We start from the raw sequence: 15,567 nt of genomic DNA on the forward strand, positions 1-15,567 counted from the left end.
TGATCGAGGAGGTAAAGCACAGCGCGCTGGAGCCGCGAAGCGGGGTGCACCCGGGTCGCGGTCTATCCCGGATATGCCCCTGACCACCGGTTAGCCTCGAAGTTGTGCGGACCTGGTCGGGGCGACGGTGCACCGTACGCACCCCATCGAAATCGACTATCCGCCGGCGTCTACCCGCCGGTGTGAGGATTCTTACCCTGCTGCTGGTGTAACGCTGAAGCGGATAGCTGATATCCCTAAGGGAGAGCTTAGGTGGAGGGGGCGGTTGTGGGCAGTAGCAACGATGTCGAGGTCAGGGTTCGTGAGACGGTGGCGGCCGCTCTCGTCGGCAAGGTTGAGGTCGACATACTGGAGACCGAGGATGATCTCTTCGATGCGGGGATGACGTCCCATCAGACCGTTCAGGTCATGCTCGCCCTCGAGGACGAGTTCGACGTCGAGTTCCCCGACGAGGTGTTGAACCGGACCACCTTCACCAGCATCCGCTCGATGATCGAAGCTCTGGGGAAGATCCTGTGAGCGTCCCCGCCCCGCCCCGGCCCGCGGTCGCGGGCGCGGCCACGACGCTGCCCGCCCCGGCGGCCGGCCGTCGAGAGCGACGTTCTTTCTGGGGGCGCGCCACGCGCTTCCTTCTCGTGGTGCCGCGCTACAGGTTCGACGTGTGGCACCGGCTCGCGGACTCGATCGCGATCTATCTCATCGCCTGGCTTTTTCTCCCGGAGCGACCGTGGCTCACCGCTACCGCACTCGTCATCGCTATAGCGTTCTCGCCGTCGCTGTATCGTCACCGCCTCAACATCTCCGTTCTCGATGACCTGCCGAGGGTGGTCGTGGTGGGCACCGTCCTCTCGGTCTTCGGTGCCGTCGTCGCCAACGCGGGCATGAATCTCTTCAGCCTCATCAAGTTCACCGCGGTGGTCGTATCGACACTCGTGCTCACCCGCATGGTGGTCGCCCCGCTGCTGCGGTGGAGCCGTCAACGACATCGGGCGTTTCGAAACCGCACCCTGATCGTCGGAACCGGGGATACGAGTCTGGATCTCGCCCGGACCCTCGTGGAACGGTCCGAGTTCGGTCTGTCCCCGGTTGCCCTCGTGGACGCCGAGCGGGGCCTCGCCGCCGAGGTCGCGGCCATGGACCTCGGGGTGCCGCTCGAGAGCCCGACCGGAGGTCTGGTCGAACTCATCCGGCGCCACCGCGTGCGCACCGTGATCATCGGATTCGGCGCCTATGACGATCGCCAGCTGCTGCGGATGCTCACCGAATGCGACCACGAGGACGCCGAGGTGTTCATCATCCCCCGGCTCTTCGACTACATGAACGTCGAGGGACGCATGGACCGGATCAACGCGCTGCCGTTGATCCGGGTGAAGCGTTCAGCTCACCGATCGGTCGCCTGGAAGCTGAAGCGCCCCCAGGACCTCCTTCTCAGTGGCCTGGCGTTGGTCCTGCTCTCTCCGCTCTTCCTTCTCATCGCCCTCGCGGTCAAGCTCGACGACAGGAACGCCCCGGTGTTGTTCCGGCAGACCCGGATCGGCGAACGCGGGCGACAGTTCGAGCTCCTCAAATTCCGCTCGATGCGCCCCGCGGACGAGAACGAATCCCAGACGAAGTGGTCGATCGCCGGCGATCCGCGAATCTCCCCTGTCGGGGCGTTCCTCCGTAAGTCGTCATTGGACGAGATCCCGCAGATCTACAACGTATTCCGTGGGGACATGGCGCTCGTCGGACCGCGCCCGGAGCGTCCGCACTTCGTCGAGCAGTTCAGCGGTGAGTACCGCGGCTACGCCTCGCGCCATCGTGTCCCGGCCGGTTTGACGGGATGGGCCGCGATCAACGGTCTACGGGGCGACACGAGCATCGCGGACCGCGTGATGTTCGACAATTTCTATATCGAGAACTGGTCTCCGTGGATGGATATCCGGTCGATACTCCTCACCATGTGGGTCGTGGTCAAGGGCACAGGTAAGTGACCGACACCGGCGTCGTGGTCTGGGGTGCGCTCGCGTTGCGCCCCGGCGGAAGCGGGGTGCAGACCTATGAGCGGGAACTCATCCGGGCGACCGCAGACCTCGGATCGGGGCGCGGCCTCGCCGCCGTCGTCCAGGAGGACGCGATCTCCGAACTGCCGGATGACGTGCGTGCGATCACGCGTCCTGTCTGTAGTGGTGCGCGACGTGCGGTCCACGGACTCCGCCCCGCGCCGGGAGCCGCGCTCTTCCACTCTCTGGATGTCGACCTCCCGGTCGCACAGCGGGGCCCGACGGTCAGCACTGTTCATGACATGTCGGTTTTCGACACCCCGTGGGCCTTCGGCGCGGTCCGGGCACGCGGCGAGCGCATCCTGCTGCGGCGATCTCTCCGCCGCGCAGATGCAGTGATCGCGGTGTCTGAGTTCACCGCCGAACGTGTCGCCGCGCTGACCGGACGTGTGGCCACGGTGACGCCACTCGCGCCGGCCGACTGGGCGCGGATCCCGGGCCAGGCCGAAGTCGAGGCGGTCCGCGTCAAATACGACCTTCCCCGGACGTTCGTCCTCCAATTGGGAACCCTCGAGCCACGCAAGAACCCTCACGTCGTGGCTGACGCGGCTCGAGACCTGGGGGTGCCGGTGGTTCTCGGGGGCGCGGGTACAGACGGCCCGGGCCGACCGGTGGGCAGCATCGGCCTGGGCTACGTCGATCAGGTCGATGTACCGGCGCTGTATCGCGCGGCCGACGTGGTCGCCTACGCGTCGAGATACGAGGGTTTCGGGCTTCCACCGCTGGAGGCCATGGCGTGCGGGGGCGTCGTGGCGGCCAGCGCGGTCGGTGGGATTCCCGAGTCGGTCGGGAGCGGTGCCGTCGTGATCGCCCGCGACACCGCCGAGCACTGGACCCGGGCGATCCGGGACCTCCTCTCCGATACCGATCGTCGTGCAGAACTCAGGGCCGCGGCGGCCACGGTCGTGGCGTCCCGGACCTGGAGTGCCGTCGCGTCAGACACCCTCGCCGTCTACGACTCCCTCGGCTGATGATCATCACCGGAACGGTTCGGGAGTATCCGGGCGATGTCGCCGCGCGGGTACGGCTGTCACAGAGGAACACGGCACGCACGCCCGGTCCGGCCGCACCAGGAACAGGAGATCGTCGATGAGCGCCGGCACCGCAGTACTCGTCAATGCGACCGGTGTGCGCTCCGGCGCCGAGAACGTCCTCGTGGCCGTGGCCGGTGAGCTCGCCGACTCGGGCCACGAGGTGGTGCTTCTCAGTCCGCCGGGCCCGGTCGTCGACGGGATGCCCCCCGGCACGCGGCACCTCCGGATCCCCACGCTCGGCCTGGAGGGAAAGGGCGGGGTCGCGAGGCTGGTGGCGGTGGCCCGTCTCATCGTTCGCTGGGTTCGGGCCGGTCTCATCCTGCGAACGGTCACCGGTGACCGCGGTGACCGCGGTGACGGCGAGGGCGGTGTCGTCGTCGTCAATTCTCTTTTAGCCCTGCCCGCTCTCCCGTTCGCGTTCCCGCGGGCCCGGGCCTCCGGCACGACGTCATGGCTCGTCCATGACACCGTCGTGAGCCGGAGGCAACGTGTGGCGGTCAGACTCGGCGCCCGGCGAGTCCACCGCGCGGTGGCCGTCTCCGAGGTGACAGCGGCATCGATACGACCGCTCGTGCCGCGGGTGATAGTCCGACCGAACGGCGTCGTCATCCCCCGCGGGAAGGTTGTGGGCGCGTCCGACAGGGAGCCGGTGGTGGGGATCCTCGCCGCGTTGACCTCCTGGAAGGGCCAGGATGTGCTGCTCGATGCTGTCGCACGATGCCAGGGAATGACCGTGGAGATCGCCGGCGGAGCGCTGTTCGGCGAAGATGAGTACGAGCGTGCCCTCCGGGACCGTGCCGATCAGGAGGATCTACGGGGCCGGGTCCGGTTCCTCGGGCACGTCGACCGCAGGCAGGTGCTCGACCGGTGGGCCATCGCGGTCTCGGCGTCAGTTCTTCCCGAGGCGGGCCCGCTCGGGGTTCTCGAGTGTATGGCCGCGGGGCTGCCGGTGGTCGCCACCGATCACGGGGGAGCGGCGGAGTACCTCCGTGAGGGCATCGGGGTCCTCGTCGCCCCCGGGGATCCCGAAGGTCTCGCGAATGCGCTGTCGGAGTTGATCGCCGACCCGGCACGGAGGGAGTTGATGGCCGAGCGCGGTCGCGCGCGGGCGGCGCAGGAGCATGACATCGAGATGACCCTGCCGGCGATGGCCGGGGCGCTTACGGGGCGCTGACGCCCGCGACGACGGGGCGCTGACGCCAGAATCCGCCCGTTGTCGAGAAATGACGAACGCCCCGGGCTGAGCCGGGGCGTTCTGTGCGGTGCGCGATACTGGGATTGAACCAGTGACCTCTTCCGTGTCAGGGAAGCGCTCTCCCGCTGAGCTAATCGCGCGGGTATCTCCTGCCGGATCACTCCGACGTGGAGGTGGAGACGGGAATCGAACCCGTGTTGACGGCTTTGCAGGCCGCTGCCTCACCACTCGGCCACTCCACCGCAAAAGGTATCGAGCCTGGTGAGGACAACCTGACTCCTCGATCCCTCCGAGCGGATGACGGGATTCGAACCCGCGACCCTCACCTTGGCAAGGTGATGCGCTACCAGCTGCGCCACATCCGCACTGCGTTCCGGTTCGCTGTAGGCGCTCCGGGCTGCGAGAAAGAACATTAGCCGACCCCGGATGAAGAACACAAATCGGGGGCCGGATATGGGGTGTGAACTGCAAAAACAGCAGATGTGCGCTGTTTTGTGGTCATGAACGCGTGGGTCTCCCGAAGGCCGGGGTGCGTGCGACGCTCGGTGCACTTCCACTACAGGCGTGGCGAGCGGCAGGCACCAGCCGTGGGCCCGTCGGAGGGCACGTACCGGGCGCCACGGGCCGGGCACCGGATGGGCTGCCGAACCCGGACAGTCGCGGCATCACGGGGTCGAATTGGGGTCCGGGATCACGCTTGCTACAGTGTTCGAGTGCCACGGCGGGAACGCCTCGACACAGTGCGGTCCTATAGCTCAGCGGAAGAGCGCTCCGTTCACACCGGAGAGGTCACTGGTTCGAACCCAGTTAGGACCACCACCCAAGTCACCGAACCCCTCCCGGTCAGCCCGGGAGGGGTTCGTCGGTTTCGCGGACTCGCTTTCGCCCGCCGCCTCCGTCAGGTCAGGACTCGTTGCCTGCCAGTGCCTGTTCGAGCGCCCGGGAGAACACCTCGACGGGCTGGGCCCCACTCACCGCGAGCCGACCGTCGAGGACGAAGAACGGCACGCCCCGCACGCCGATCTCGCGGGCGGTCTCGATGTCCTTCCGGACCTGATCGGCGTAGTCCTCTCCGCTGAGCAGGGCGTCGAGTTCGTCCGAGGGGAGCCCGGCCTCGATCCCGATACGTCGGAGGACATCCGGATCCGAAACCGCCAGTCCCGCGGTGAAGTGGGCGCGGCGCACTGCTTCGTCGACAACGTCCGAGCGGCCGTGCCGGCTGGCGAGCGCGGAGAGTCGATGGGCGTCGAACGTCGAACAGATCTGTGCAGACCGCCAGTCGAACTCCAAGCCGAGATCGCGAAAGCGTTCGGCCATCTGCTCCTGCCCGGTCTCCGCGTCGGCCAGTGGCGTCCCGTACTTGCGGGAGAGCATCTGCGCACTGCTCTCGCCCCGCTGGCCCGCCGTGAGTGTCGGCGACGCGGGGTCGAGTTCGTACGCACGCCACACCACCTCGACCGGAACGTCCGGGTGGCCGCCCCGGAACGACTCCAGCGCCTGCTCCAGGTGGCGTTTCCCGATCCAGCAGAAGGGGCAGATGACGTCGGACCAGATATCGATGCGCATGTCGGGTGCAACACCTCATGATGATCCGGGATTCCGTGACAGCCCGGGTAGCATGGACCGGCCCCGGTGCGTCCGCGTTCCGGGATGTCAGCCCGGGTGGCTCAAGCCGCCCGACGTCCACTGCCGAGGAGATCGCCCCCCGTGTCCGAGAACCGCATGCCGGAAGCCGATGTCGACGTGACGGGTGCGGCGACCGTGACCACCGTCATCCCGGCGGGGGAGCCGGCCGGGAAGATCCTCGCCGAGCGTGAGCTGCAGTCCAGGAGCGGCCCCGAGACAATCGTTGTGGTCCGGGATTCTGAGGGCGCGCTTCGCGACCTGTCCTGGGCGCCGGAGGCGGACACCGAGGTCGAACTGGTCCGCGCCGATTCCGAGGACGGCCGTTCGGTGATCCGCCACTCCTGTGCCCACGTGCTCGCGCAGGCCGTTCAGGACAAGTTCCCCGAGGCCAAGCTCGGCATCGGTCCGCCGATCGCGAACGGCTTCTATTACGACTTCGACGTGACCGAGCCGTTCACCCCCGAGGACCTCAAGGACCTCGAGAAGCGGATGAAGAAGATCATCAAGGCCGGCCAGCGCTTCTCCCGTCGTGAGTACGCCTCGCTCGACGAGGCCCGCGCGGAGTTGGCCGGGGAGCCGTACAAGCTCGAGCTCGTCGAGGACAAGGGTCGCGCGGATGCCGGCGATTCCGAGGGAGCCGAGGCCCTGGCGGATTCCGAGATCATGGAGGTCGGCGCCGGCGCGCTGACCGCCTACGACAACCTGAACCCGCGCACCGGTGAGGTCATCTGGTCGGACCTGTGCCGCGGCCCGCACACGCCCACCACCAAGTTCATCCCGGCGTTCACGCTCACCCGCTCATCGGCGGCCTACTGGCGCGGGGACCAGAGCAAGGCAGGCCTCCAGCGCATCTACGGCACCGCGTGGGAGAGCACCGAGGCGATGGACGCCTACCTCGACCGCCTCGCCGAGGCCGAGAAGCGCGACCACCGGCGGTTGGGCACGGAGTTGGATCTGTTCAGCTTCCCCGACGAGATCGGTTCGGGCTTCCCGGTGTTCCACCCGCGCGGCGGAATCATCCGCAACGAGATGGAGCAGCACTCCCTCAAGCGGCACCTCGCTGCGGGTTATTCGCTCGTCAACACCCCGCACATGACCAAGGGCGACCTGTTCCGCAAGTCCCAGCACCTGAGCTGGTACGCCGAGGGCATGTTCCCGCCCATGATCGTGGACGCGGAGTACGACGCGGACGGCAACGAGACCAAGCCGGGGCAGGACTACTACGTCAAGCCCATGAACTGCCCGATGCACAATCTCGTCTTCGACTCGCGGGGCCGTTCGTACCGCGAGCTGCCGCTGCGGATGTTCGAGTTCGGCACGGTGTACCGCTACGAGAAGTCCGGGGTGATCCACGGCCTGACCCGCGCCCGCGGATTCACGCAGGACGACGCCCACATCTACTGCACCGAGGAGCAGATGGAAGGCGAGATCGCCTCGGTGCTCTCGTTCATCATCTCCCTGCTGCGCGACTACGGGTTGGACGACTTCTATCTCGAGCTGTCCACCAAGGACCCCGAGAAGTACGTCGGCGGCGATGAGCTCTGGGAGCGGGCCACCGAGACCCTCGAGCGCGTGGCCACGAACTCCGGCCTCGAGCTCGTGCCGGATCCGGGCGGGGCGGCGTTCTACGGCCCCAAGATCTCGGTGCAGGCCCGCGACGCGATCGGCCGCACCTGGCAGATGTCGACGGTGCAGCTGGACTTCAACCTGCCGGAGCTGTTCGACCTGACCTACAACGCCGCCGACGGCACCAAGAAGCGCCCGGTGATGATCCACCGTGCGCTCTTCGGATCGATCGAGCGGTTCTTCGCGGTGCTGCTCGAGCACTACGCCGGACTGTTCCCGGCGTGGCTCGCGCCCGTGCAGGTGGTGGGCATCCCCGTCGCGGATGCGCACGAGAAGCACCTCGAGGACATCATCGACGAGCTGCGTGGCCGGGGAATCAGGGCCGAGCTGGACACCTCCGACGAGCGGATGCAGAAGAAGATCCGCAACCACACGACCGGCAAGGTGCCGTTCATGTTGCTGGCCGGCGACCGTGATGTCGAGGCCGGCGCAGTGAGTTTCCGGTTCCCGGATGGCACGCAGCTCAACGGAGTCTCGCGCAACGCCGCGATGGACAAGATCCAGCACTGGGTCTCGTCGCAGCGTAACGACGCCCCGACCGCGGAGCGGTTGTGACGGGCGGCGGTCCGGTATCCACCGGGACCTACCGCCAGTACGGCGTGGGCGAGGACCGTCTCCAGTTGCTGTGGACGCCCTACCGGATGTCCTACATCGCCGAGACCCGGCCGGAGCCCGCCGAGGGGATGACCGGGGAGCCGTTCCTGGATATTCCGCAAATGAGCGACGAGGACGGGTTGGTGGTCGCCCGGGGCGAGCACGTGTACGTCGTCCTGAACCTGTACCCGTACAACCCGGGGCACTCGATGGTGGTGCCGTACCGCAAGGTGGCTGACCTGGAGGATCTCGACGACGACGAGGCCCGCGAGCTCATGTCGTTCACCCAGCATCTGCTCCGCGTCATCAAGGCCGTGTCGAATCCGGACTCGTTCAACGTGGGGCTGAATCTCGGCAGCGCCGCCGGGGGCTCGCTCTCCGAACACCTGCATCAACATGTCGTGCCACGATGGATCGGCGACGCCAACTTCATCACCGTGACCGGTGGTACGAAGGTGTTGCCGCAGTTGCTCAAGCAGACCCGTCAGCTGCTCGCTGACGCGTGGACCACGACGCCTTCCGGGCCCGGCCACACCTGAGAAGCGGGGAGAAGAATGCTCAGCGAGTACGGACGGTCCGGGGTGACGAAGGTGGCGCACCCCGTCGCCGCCTTCCTGGTACGCATCGGCGTTACGGCCAACGGGATCACGCTCACGGGCCTGGTCCTGACCTGCGCTGCGGCGGTGGGGTTCTTCGGCACCGGCCATCTGTTCGCGGGCGCGATCGTGATCGGCCTATGCACCCTGTTCGATCTGGTCGACGGGGCCGTCGCGCGGGCCGGCGACGGCGGCTCGCCGTACGGCGCGCTCGTCGACGCGGTGTCCGACCGGGTGGCGGACGGCGTGATCCTCGGTGCCCTCGTGTGGTGGGTCGTCGACACCGAGCCGACCAACCGGTTCGCCCTGGTCATGCTGCTGGCCTGCATGGTCCTGTCCCAGGTGGTCTCGTACTCCAAGGCCCGGGCGGATGCGGGCGACCTGCGCACCCCGGGCGGGCTGATGGAACGGGCGGACCGGCTGGTGATCGTCCTCGTCGGCGCAGGGCTCGAGGGACTCGGCGTCCCGTGGGCCCTCGAGGTGGCGGTCACGGTGGTCGCGCTGGGCAGCCTCATCACGGTCATCCAGCGTGTCCTGGGTGGCCGTGCCGACTACCTGTCCCGGGTGGCGGACAAGGGCGCGGCCTCGGTCGGTGACCGATGAGCCGGGTGGGCCAGACGCTCTCCGATTACGGTTATGCCGCCGGCTGGGCGGTCGTCCGGGCTCTGCCGGAGGGGCTCTCCCGAGGGCTGTTCCGCGCGGGCGCGGATCTCGCGGCTCGCCGGCAGCGCCCCGATTCGCAGTTGCGCAAGAACCTCGCCCGCGTCCTCGGCGTACCCCCCGCCGACGTCCCGGACGAGCTGATCCGGGACTCGATGCGGTCCTACGCTCGTTATTGGCGTGAGGCGTTCCGACTGCCGTCCATGGACCGTGAGGCGGTGGCGCAGGAGATGGACCGAACCATCTCCGGTGTGGAGCACATCGACGACGCCCTCGCTCTCGGGCGAGGGGTCGTGGTGGCACTTCCGCACGCGGCGAACTGGGATCTCGGTGGTACGTGGCTGGCTCGCCGCTACGGCGGATTCGCCACAGTCGCTGAGAGGCTCAAGCCGGAGTCGCTCTACCAGCGATTCCTGGAGTATCGGGAGGGTTTGGGCTTCACCATCTATCCGCATTCCGGGGGGCCAGTTCCGCCTCTCGAGGCGCTGAAGGCGTACCTCGCCGAGGGCGGGATCGTGTGTCTTCCCGGCGAACGGGATCTACGGCACACCGGCGTACCCGTGACGTTCTTCGGCGAGGAGACCCGGATGCCCGCGGGAGCTGCCAAACTCGCTGTGGAGACCGGAGCCCCGCTGCTAGTGGCCCACTTCTGGTACGAGGACGAGGACACGATGCGCGTGCGGATCACCCCGCCGATCGACGTGTCCGGGGGAGTCGAGGCGGGCGTGCAGGCCATGGCGGACACGTTCGCCGAGGGAATCGCGCTCCACCCCGCGGACTGGCACATGCTCCAGCCGCTGTGGCTCGACGACCTGTCGGCCGAGCGTCGAGAAAAGCTCGAGGGCTGATCCGACCGTGCGCATCGGCATGATCTGCCCGTATTCGTTCGACGCGCCCGGTGGCGTCCAGGCCCACGTGGTGGACCTGTCCCAGGAGCTTCGCCGCCGCGGGCACGACGTCCGGATCCTCGCACCGGGTCGGCCGGAGAACGCCCCTGCCCCCGGGATGACACTCACAGGGCCCGGGGTGGCGATCCCGTACAACGGCTCGGTGGCACGCCTGAGCTTCGGCCCGGCGTCGTGGCGGGCGACCCGCAACTGGCTGCGCGAGGCACCGCTGGACGTGCTGCACATCCACGAACCCAACGCGCCCGGGGTCGGGATGTTCGCCCTGGCCATGGCCTCGGGCCCCATCACCGCCACGTTCCACACCTCCACCACCAGTTCGATGATCCTCGAGGCCTCCGACGCGGTGCTCGCGCCGCTGCTGGAGAAGGTCCGCGGACGGATCGCGGTCTCGGCACTGGCCCGGCGCTGGCAGATCGAGGCGCTCGGCTCGGACGCGGTCGAGATCCCCAACGGTGTCGATGTGGGCGCCTTCGCCGGGGTCGACGCGTCGGCGGAGTACGCAAACGTGCCCACCATCGCATTCCTCGGCCGCTACGACGAGCCCAGAAAGGGCATGGACGTCCTGGTCGCCGCGCTGCCGAATGTTCTCGACTCGGTTCCAGACCTGCGTCTGCGCGTCATGGGGGACGGGGACGAGAAGGCGTTACGGGAACGCCTTCCCCGAGGTATGTCCGTGGACTTCCTCGGTCGCGTGGACGACGCCCGTAAGGCCGCGGTCCTGGCCGCCGCCGACGTCTACTGCGCACCCAACCTCGGTGGGGAGAGCTTCGGGATCGTTCTCGTCGAGGCCATGGCGGCCGGTACCGCGGTCGTGGCATCCGACCTCGACGCGTTTCGCCGGGTCCTGCGGGACGGCGGATGCGGTGAGCTCGCGACCGTCGGCGACCCGGAAGCCCTCGGGGAGGCCCTGACGCGCGTGCTGGTCGACGACGACCGCCGCGCGGACCTGCGTGCGCAGGGCAGCGTCGCTGTGCGGGACTACGACTGGCCTGTCGTCGCGGACAGGGTGATCCGGGTGTACGAGACGATCCGCGGGCCGGGGGAGACGATCCGTGTCCGTTGAGCTCGTGGTGCTTCTCGTCGTCGTCGCCGTCCTCGTCCTCGCCGCATTGCTCGGCGCCTACCTGACCGCGCACCGCCTGGACCGTCTCCATATCCGCACCGACCTCGCGCGGGCGTCTCTCATCGGGGTCCTCGAACGCCGTCACACCGTCGGTGCGGCTGTCGCGCGGGACCTCGCGGCCCGGGACCCGGCCGGCGCGGAGCGGTTGACCCGAGCACTGGCGGACGCGCGCTCGCACCTCCCGGGCGAGGTGGTCGGCGTCGATCCCGCCCCGGCTCCCGACCGCCGACGCCCGGCACGTGACGACGACCTCGTCGGCTCCTCGCCAGATGCCGAGCTGGCGGAGAACAGACTCGGCGTGATCCTCGCGGGGCTCGAGACGGCCGCGCTGCCCGACGACCTGGAAGCCGAGCTCGACGACGTCACAGACCGCGTCGCGATGGCGCGGCGCTTCTACAACGACGCGGTCCGGGACACACGGAGCCTGCGCGAGCAGACCCTCGTCCGGTTGCTCCGGCTCGCCGGTCACGCGCCGATGCCCGACTATGTGGAACTGGTCGATGCACCGGCACCAGTGGGGTGAGGCGAGGCGGCCGGGTCAACGAGCGGGAGCCGGCCAGGGCGGCGGTTGGAGAGTCCGGGTGAGGGCAACCTACACTGGACGTCTATCACACGTCGTCTGAGCCAGGAAGGCCTATTCGTGAGCGAGTCGAGCGAGAACACCACCGGAACCGCACGCGTCAAGCGGGGCATGGCCGAGATGCTCAAGGGCGGCGTCATCATGGACGTCGTCACCGCCGAGCAGGCCAAGATCGCCGAGGACGCCGGCGCGGTGGCCGTCATGGCCCTCGAGCGTGTTCCCGCCGACATCCGCGCCCAGGGTGGCGTGGCGCGGATGAGCGACCCCGACCTGATCGACGGCATCATCGAGGCCGTCTCCATCCCGGTCATGGCCAAGGCCCGCATCGGCCACTTCGTCGAGGCGCAGGTCCTGCAGGCGCTCGGCGTGGACTTCGTCGACGAGTCCGAGGTACTGACCCCGGCCGACTACACCAACCACATCGACAAGTTCGACTTCGAGGTGCCGTTCGTCTGTGGCGCCACCAACCTCGGCGAGGCACTGCGTCGCATCACCGAGGGCGCGGCCATGATCCGCTCCAAGGGCGAGGCCGGTACCGGTGACGTCTCCAACGCCACCACCCACATGCGCACCATCCGCGGTGAGATCCGCCGGCTGCAGTCGCTGCCCGCCGACGAGCTGTACGTGGCCGCCAAGGAGCTCCAGGCGCCGTACGAGCTCGTCAAGGAGGTCGCCGAGACCGGCAAGCTGCCCGTGGTGCTGTTCACCGCCGGCGGTATCGCCACCCCGGCCGATGCCGCGATGATGATGCAGCTCGGCGCCGAGGGTGTGTTCGTGGGCTCCGGCATCTTCAAATCCGGCAACCCCTCCGAGCGGGCGAAGGCCATCGTCAAGGCCACCACCTCCTTCGATGATCCGAAGGTGCTCGCCGACATCTCGCGTGGTCTCGGTGAGGCCATGGTCGGCATCAACGTCGACGAGATCCCCGAGCCGCACCGGCTCGCCGAGCGCGGCTGGTGATCAGCTCCGGCTGAGTGTGCGCGCAGAACCACCCCGGTGGCTCCGAATCCCGGAGCCACCGGGGTGATCTCGTCTCCGGGACACACGTGACCGCGGTGCGTACCCGCAGCGCTAGGATCTGTCCATGCATGCAGCCCCCCTGTGGACCCTGCCCCGGGTCCGGTCCCGTCGCCCGGCGGCGGGCTCGCGATCGACCGTCCGCCCGAACCGCGCCGGCTCCCCGGGAAGCGCGGGTGAGCGGTCGTGAACAAGATCGAGGACATCCTCGACATCGAGCGCATCGACCGCGACCTCTACCGGGGCCCGGCGATCACCACGAACCTCCAACGCACCTTCGGCGGGCAGGTGGCAGGACAGACCCTGACCGCGGCGGTCCGCACCGTCGAAGACGACAAGCACGTCCACTCACTCCACGGATACTTCATCCGGCCCGGCATCCCCGACGTTCCCACCGTCTTCCAGGTGGACCGCCTACGGGACGGCCGCAGCTTCGCCACCAGGCGGGTCACCGCGATCCAGGAGGGCGAGCCCATCTTCTCGATGTCGGCGTCGTTCCACCTCGTCGCCCAGGAAGGCATCGAGCACCAGGATTCGATGCCGCGGGTGATCGATCCCGAGGAGATCGCCGTTCCGACGATCGAGGATCTCGACGAGACCCATCGGGTGTTCGTCGAGGAGTGGGCGCAGTGGGACATCCGCATCGTGCCGCGGGACCGCATGGAGACCCTCTCGTCGCTGGCCGCCCAGCAGCGGGTCTGGTTCCGCTGCGTCGACACACTGCCCGACGACCCCAACTTCCACGTGTGCACCCTGGCGTACATGTCCGACATGACCCTTCTGGGCTCCGCCAAGATCCCGCACCCCGGCGAACCCACCCAGGACGCGTCCCTCGACCACGCCATGTGGTTCATGCGTCCCTTCCGCGCGGATGACTGGCTGCTCTACGACCAGACGTCCCCCTCCGCCTCCGGCGGGCGCACGCTCACCCAGGGCCGCATCTTCGACCGTCAGGGACGCCTTGTCGCTGCGGTCACCCAGGAAGGGCTGTCCCGCCGCCTCCGGCCGGGCGCCCAGTCATTCCCGGTCGATCTGTCCCGCGGGAAGGGGTCGGACGGCCCGGCCTCCGGCGAATGAGCCGGCCCGCACCGACGATCGGGGTGCTCGCCCTCCAGGGCGCCGTGATCGAGCACATCCGCCATCTCGAGGAGGTCGGCGCCCGCGCGATCTTGGTCCGGAAGCAGTCGGAGCTCGACGCCGTCGACGGCCTCGTCCTGCCGGGTGGCGAGTCGACCACCATGAGCCGACTGCTCGACGTGTACCAGATGTATGAACCGGTGGCCGAGAGGATCGGCGCCGGGATGCCCGTATACGGGTCGTGCGCCGGAATGATCCTGCTCGCCTCGCACGTCGTGGACACCCGCGCCGACGCCACCTGGTTCTCGGCCATCGACATGACCGTCCGGCGGAACGCCTTCGGCCGCCAGGTGGATTCCTTCGAGGCCGACCTCGTCGTCGACCCCCTCGGGCCGGAACCACTGCGGACGGTGTTCATCCGTGCCCCGTGGGTCGAGACCATCGGCCCCGGCGTCGAGGTACTCGCCCGGGTCCGGGCGTCCGATGGACGCGACCACGCGGTCGCGGTACGTCAGGGCAACGCGCTGGCCACCTCGTTCCACCCCGAGGTCACCGACGACGTTCGGGTACACAGGTACTTCCTCGACATGGTACGGGCCGCGACCTCGTAGACTGGGCGGTCAGCGAGACCTCGCGCCGGAGCCCGCGGACATGCGGGCCCCGGACCCAGACACCCCCGGAGGGCGGAGAAACACATGGCAGGCCATTCCAAGTGGGCCACCACCAAGCACAAGAAGGCGGCGATCGACGCCAAGCGCGGCAAGCTCTTCGCCAAGCTGGTCAAGAACATCGAGGTGGCGGCCCGCACCGGCGGGGGCGACCCGACCGGCAACCCGACTCTCTTCGACGCCATCCAGAAGGCGAAGAAGAACTCCGTCCCGGCGGACAACGTCGAGCGCGCCCGCAAGCGCGGCGCCGGCGAGGAGGCGGGCGGCGCCGAGTGGGAGACCATCATGTACGAGGGCTACGGCCCGAACGGCGTGGCCATGCTCATCGAGTGTCTGACGGACAACCGCAACCGCGCCGCGGGAGAGGTGCGCGTCGCCATGACCCGCAACGGCGGCAACCTGGCCGATCCCGGCTCGGTCGCGTACCTGTTCGCGCGCAAGGGCGAGATCGTGCTGGACAAAGCCGAGCTGACCGAGGACGACGTGCTCATGGCGGTCCTCGAGGCCGGCGCCGAGGAGGTCAACGACCTCGGGGAGCAGTGGGAAGTGGTCTGCGAGCCCACCGACCTCGTCCAGGTGCGTACCGCTCTCCAGGACGCGGGAATCGACTACGAGTCGGCCGAGTCCGGTTTCCGGGCTTCGGTGGAGGTGACCGTCGACGCCGACGGCGCCGGCAAGGTGTTCAGGCTCATCGACGCGCTCGAGGACTCGGACGACGTCCAGAACGTCTTCACCAACATCGACGTCCCCGACGACGTGCTGGCGGCCCTCGACGCCTGACGGCCGTGCCGCTGGTAGGGTCTCGAACGTAGGTTCTACCG

At 68.4% G+C, this 15,567-nt stretch carries 15 protein-coding genes and 4 tRNA genes; 15 read left to right on the forward strand and 4 right to left on the reverse strand.

Annotated features, from left to right (window positions below; all coding sequences use genetic code 11):
- Positions 1-267: 267 nt before the first annotated feature.
- The 4 genes from ACWIFB_RS15370 to ACWIFB_RS15385 all read left to right on the forward strand — a co-directional run bounded on the left by ACWIFB_RS15370 (position 268) and on the right by ACWIFB_RS15385 (position 4,250).
- On the forward strand, positions 268-519 hold the full coding sequence (locus ACWIFB_RS15370; RefSeq protein WP_452098960.1) for an acyl carrier protein: 252 nt from the start codon (positions 268-270) through the stop codon (positions 517-519).
- Positions 516-1,973: a sugar transferase gene (locus ACWIFB_RS15375; protein ID WP_454058724.1), complete on the forward strand. Its 1,458-nt coding sequence runs from the start codon at positions 516-518 to the stop codon at positions 1,971-1,973. Before ACWIFB_RS15370 ends, ACWIFB_RS15375 begins: the two co-directional genes overlap by 4 nt.
- On the forward strand, positions 1,970-3,013 hold the full coding sequence (locus ACWIFB_RS15380; protein WP_452098958.1) for a glycosyltransferase family 4 protein: 1,044 nt from the start codon (positions 1,970-1,972) through the stop codon (positions 3,011-3,013). Before ACWIFB_RS15375 ends, ACWIFB_RS15380 begins: the two co-directional genes overlap by 4 nt.
- Positions 3,014-3,131: 118 nt before the next feature.
- Complete coding sequence (locus ACWIFB_RS15385) at positions 3,132-4,250, forward strand: glycosyltransferase family 4 protein (RefSeq protein ID WP_454058725.1); 1,119 nt, start codon at positions 3,132-3,134, stop codon at positions 4,248-4,250.
- 89 nt (positions 4,251-4,339) lie between these two features.
- Here ACWIFB_RS15385 and ACWIFB_RS15390 read toward each other — a convergent pair.
- From ACWIFB_RS15390 to ACWIFB_RS15400, 3 genes are all read right to left on the reverse strand, one after another.
- Positions 4,340-4,411: transfer RNA gene (locus ACWIFB_RS15390), tRNA-Val, on the reverse strand.
- A gap of 28 nt (positions 4,412-4,439) precedes the next feature.
- Positions 4,440-4,513, reverse strand: a tRNA-Cys gene (locus ACWIFB_RS15395).
- Between the two features lie 50 nt (positions 4,514-4,563).
- A tRNA-Gly gene (locus tag ACWIFB_RS15400) sits at positions 4,564-4,636 on the reverse strand.
- A 379-nt stretch (positions 4,637-5,015) separates the two neighbouring features.
- On the opposite strand from ACWIFB_RS15400, the gene ACWIFB_RS15405 reads away from it, so the two are divergent.
- Positions 5,016-5,090 (forward strand) — tRNA-Val (locus tag ACWIFB_RS15405).
- Positions 5,091-5,174: 84 nt separating this feature from the next.
- Here the strand turns inward: ACWIFB_RS15405 and ACWIFB_RS15410 are convergent.
- Positions 5,175-5,837, reverse strand: coding sequence for a DsbA family oxidoreductase (locus tag ACWIFB_RS15410; protein ID WP_452098956.1), 663 nt, complete (start codon positions 5,835-5,837; stop codon positions 5,175-5,177).
- Between the two features lie 156 nt (positions 5,838-5,993).
- On the opposite strand from ACWIFB_RS15410, the gene thrS reads away from it, so the two are divergent.
- From thrS to ACWIFB_RS15460, 10 genes are all read left to right on the forward strand, one after another.
- Entirely contained in the window at positions 5,994-8,078 is a 2,085-nt protein-coding gene (gene thrS / locus ACWIFB_RS15415) for a threonine--tRNA ligase (RefSeq protein WP_454058734.1), read from the forward strand.
- The gene (locus ACWIFB_RS15420) at positions 8,075-8,656 is read left to right on the forward strand and encodes an HIT family protein (RefSeq protein WP_452098955.1); all 582 of its coding nucleotides are present in this window, start codon (positions 8,075-8,077) and stop codon (positions 8,654-8,656) included. Before thrS ends, ACWIFB_RS15420 begins: the two co-directional genes overlap by 4 nt.
- Before the next feature lie 15 nt (positions 8,657-8,671).
- Complete coding sequence (gene pgsA, locus ACWIFB_RS15425) at positions 8,672-9,316, forward strand: phosphatidylinositol phosphate synthase (RefSeq protein WP_452098954.1); 645 nt, start codon at positions 8,672-8,674, stop codon at positions 9,314-9,316.
- Positions 9,313-10,221, forward strand: a complete 909-nt coding sequence (locus ACWIFB_RS15430; protein WP_452098953.1) for a phosphatidylinositol mannoside acyltransferase — start codon at positions 9,313-9,315, stop codon at positions 10,219-10,221. The genes pgsA and ACWIFB_RS15430 overlap by 4 nt, the downstream gene beginning before the upstream one ends.
- Positions 10,222-10,228: 7 nt before the next feature.
- Positions 10,229-11,344, forward strand: a complete 1,116-nt coding sequence (locus ACWIFB_RS15435; RefSeq protein ID WP_452098952.1) for a glycosyltransferase family 4 protein — start codon at positions 10,229-10,231, stop codon at positions 11,342-11,344.
- On the forward strand, positions 11,334-11,927 hold the full coding sequence (locus ACWIFB_RS15440; protein WP_454058726.1) for an NUDIX hydrolase: 594 nt from the start codon (positions 11,334-11,336) through the stop codon (positions 11,925-11,927). The genes ACWIFB_RS15435 and ACWIFB_RS15440 overlap by 11 nt, the downstream gene beginning before the upstream one ends.
- 117 nt (positions 11,928-12,044) lie before the next feature.
- Positions 12,045-12,944, forward strand: a complete 900-nt coding sequence (pdxS, locus tag ACWIFB_RS15445) for a pyridoxal 5'-phosphate synthase lyase subunit PdxS (RefSeq protein WP_452098950.1) — start codon at positions 12,045-12,047, stop codon at positions 12,942-12,944.
- Between the two features lie 243 nt (positions 12,945-13,187).
- On the forward strand, positions 13,188-14,078 hold the full coding sequence (locus tag ACWIFB_RS15450; RefSeq protein ID WP_452098949.1) for an acyl-CoA thioesterase: 891 nt from the start codon (positions 13,188-13,190) through the stop codon (positions 14,076-14,078).
- Positions 14,075-14,689 (forward strand): pyridoxal 5'-phosphate synthase glutaminase subunit PdxT, encoded by a 615-nt coding sequence (gene pdxT / locus ACWIFB_RS15455; RefSeq protein WP_452098948.1) that lies wholly within the window; start codon positions 14,075-14,077, stop codon positions 14,687-14,689. Before ACWIFB_RS15450 ends, pdxT begins: the two co-directional genes overlap by 4 nt.
- Positions 14,690-14,773: 84 nt before the next feature.
- The gene (locus ACWIFB_RS15460; RefSeq protein ID WP_452098947.1) at positions 14,774-15,526 is read left to right on the forward strand and encodes a YebC/PmpR family DNA-binding transcriptional regulator; all 753 of its coding nucleotides are present in this window, start codon (positions 14,774-14,776) and stop codon (positions 15,524-15,526) included.
- The last annotated feature ends 41 nt before the right edge of the window (positions 15,527-15,567 follow it).

Source organism: Dietzia sp. NPDC055340 (assembly GCF_053645335.1).

What these genes read in the sequence shown, in the direction of transcription:
- ACWIFB_RS15385 (WP_454058725.1), top strand. Translation starts at nt 3,132, where the DNA reads ATGAGCGCCGGCACCGCAGTACTCGTCAATGCGACCGGTGTGCGCTCC.
- ACWIFB_RS15410 (WP_452098956.1), bottom strand. Translation starts at nt 5,837, where the DNA reads ATGCGCATCGATATCTGGTCCGACGTCATCTGCCCCTTCTGCTGGATC.
- thrS (WP_454058734.1), top strand. Translation starts at nt 5,994, where the DNA reads ATGCCGGAAGCCGATGTCGACGTGACGGGTGCGGCGACCGTGACCACC.
- pgsA (WP_452098954.1), top strand. Translation starts at nt 8,672, where the DNA reads ATGCTCAGCGAGTACGGACGGTCCGGGGTGACGAAGGTGGCGCACCCC.
- ACWIFB_RS15430 (WP_452098953.1), top strand. Translation starts at nt 9,313, where the DNA reads ATGAGCCGGGTGGGCCAGACGCTCTCCGATTACGGTTATGCCGCCGGC.
- pdxT (WP_452098948.1), top strand. Translation starts at nt 14,075, where the DNA reads ATGAGCCGGCCCGCACCGACGATCGGGGTGCTCGCCCTCCAGGGCGCC.
- ACWIFB_RS15460 (WP_452098947.1), top strand. Translation starts at nt 14,774, where the DNA reads ATGGCAGGCCATTCCAAGTGGGCCACCACCAAGCACAAGAAGGCGGCG.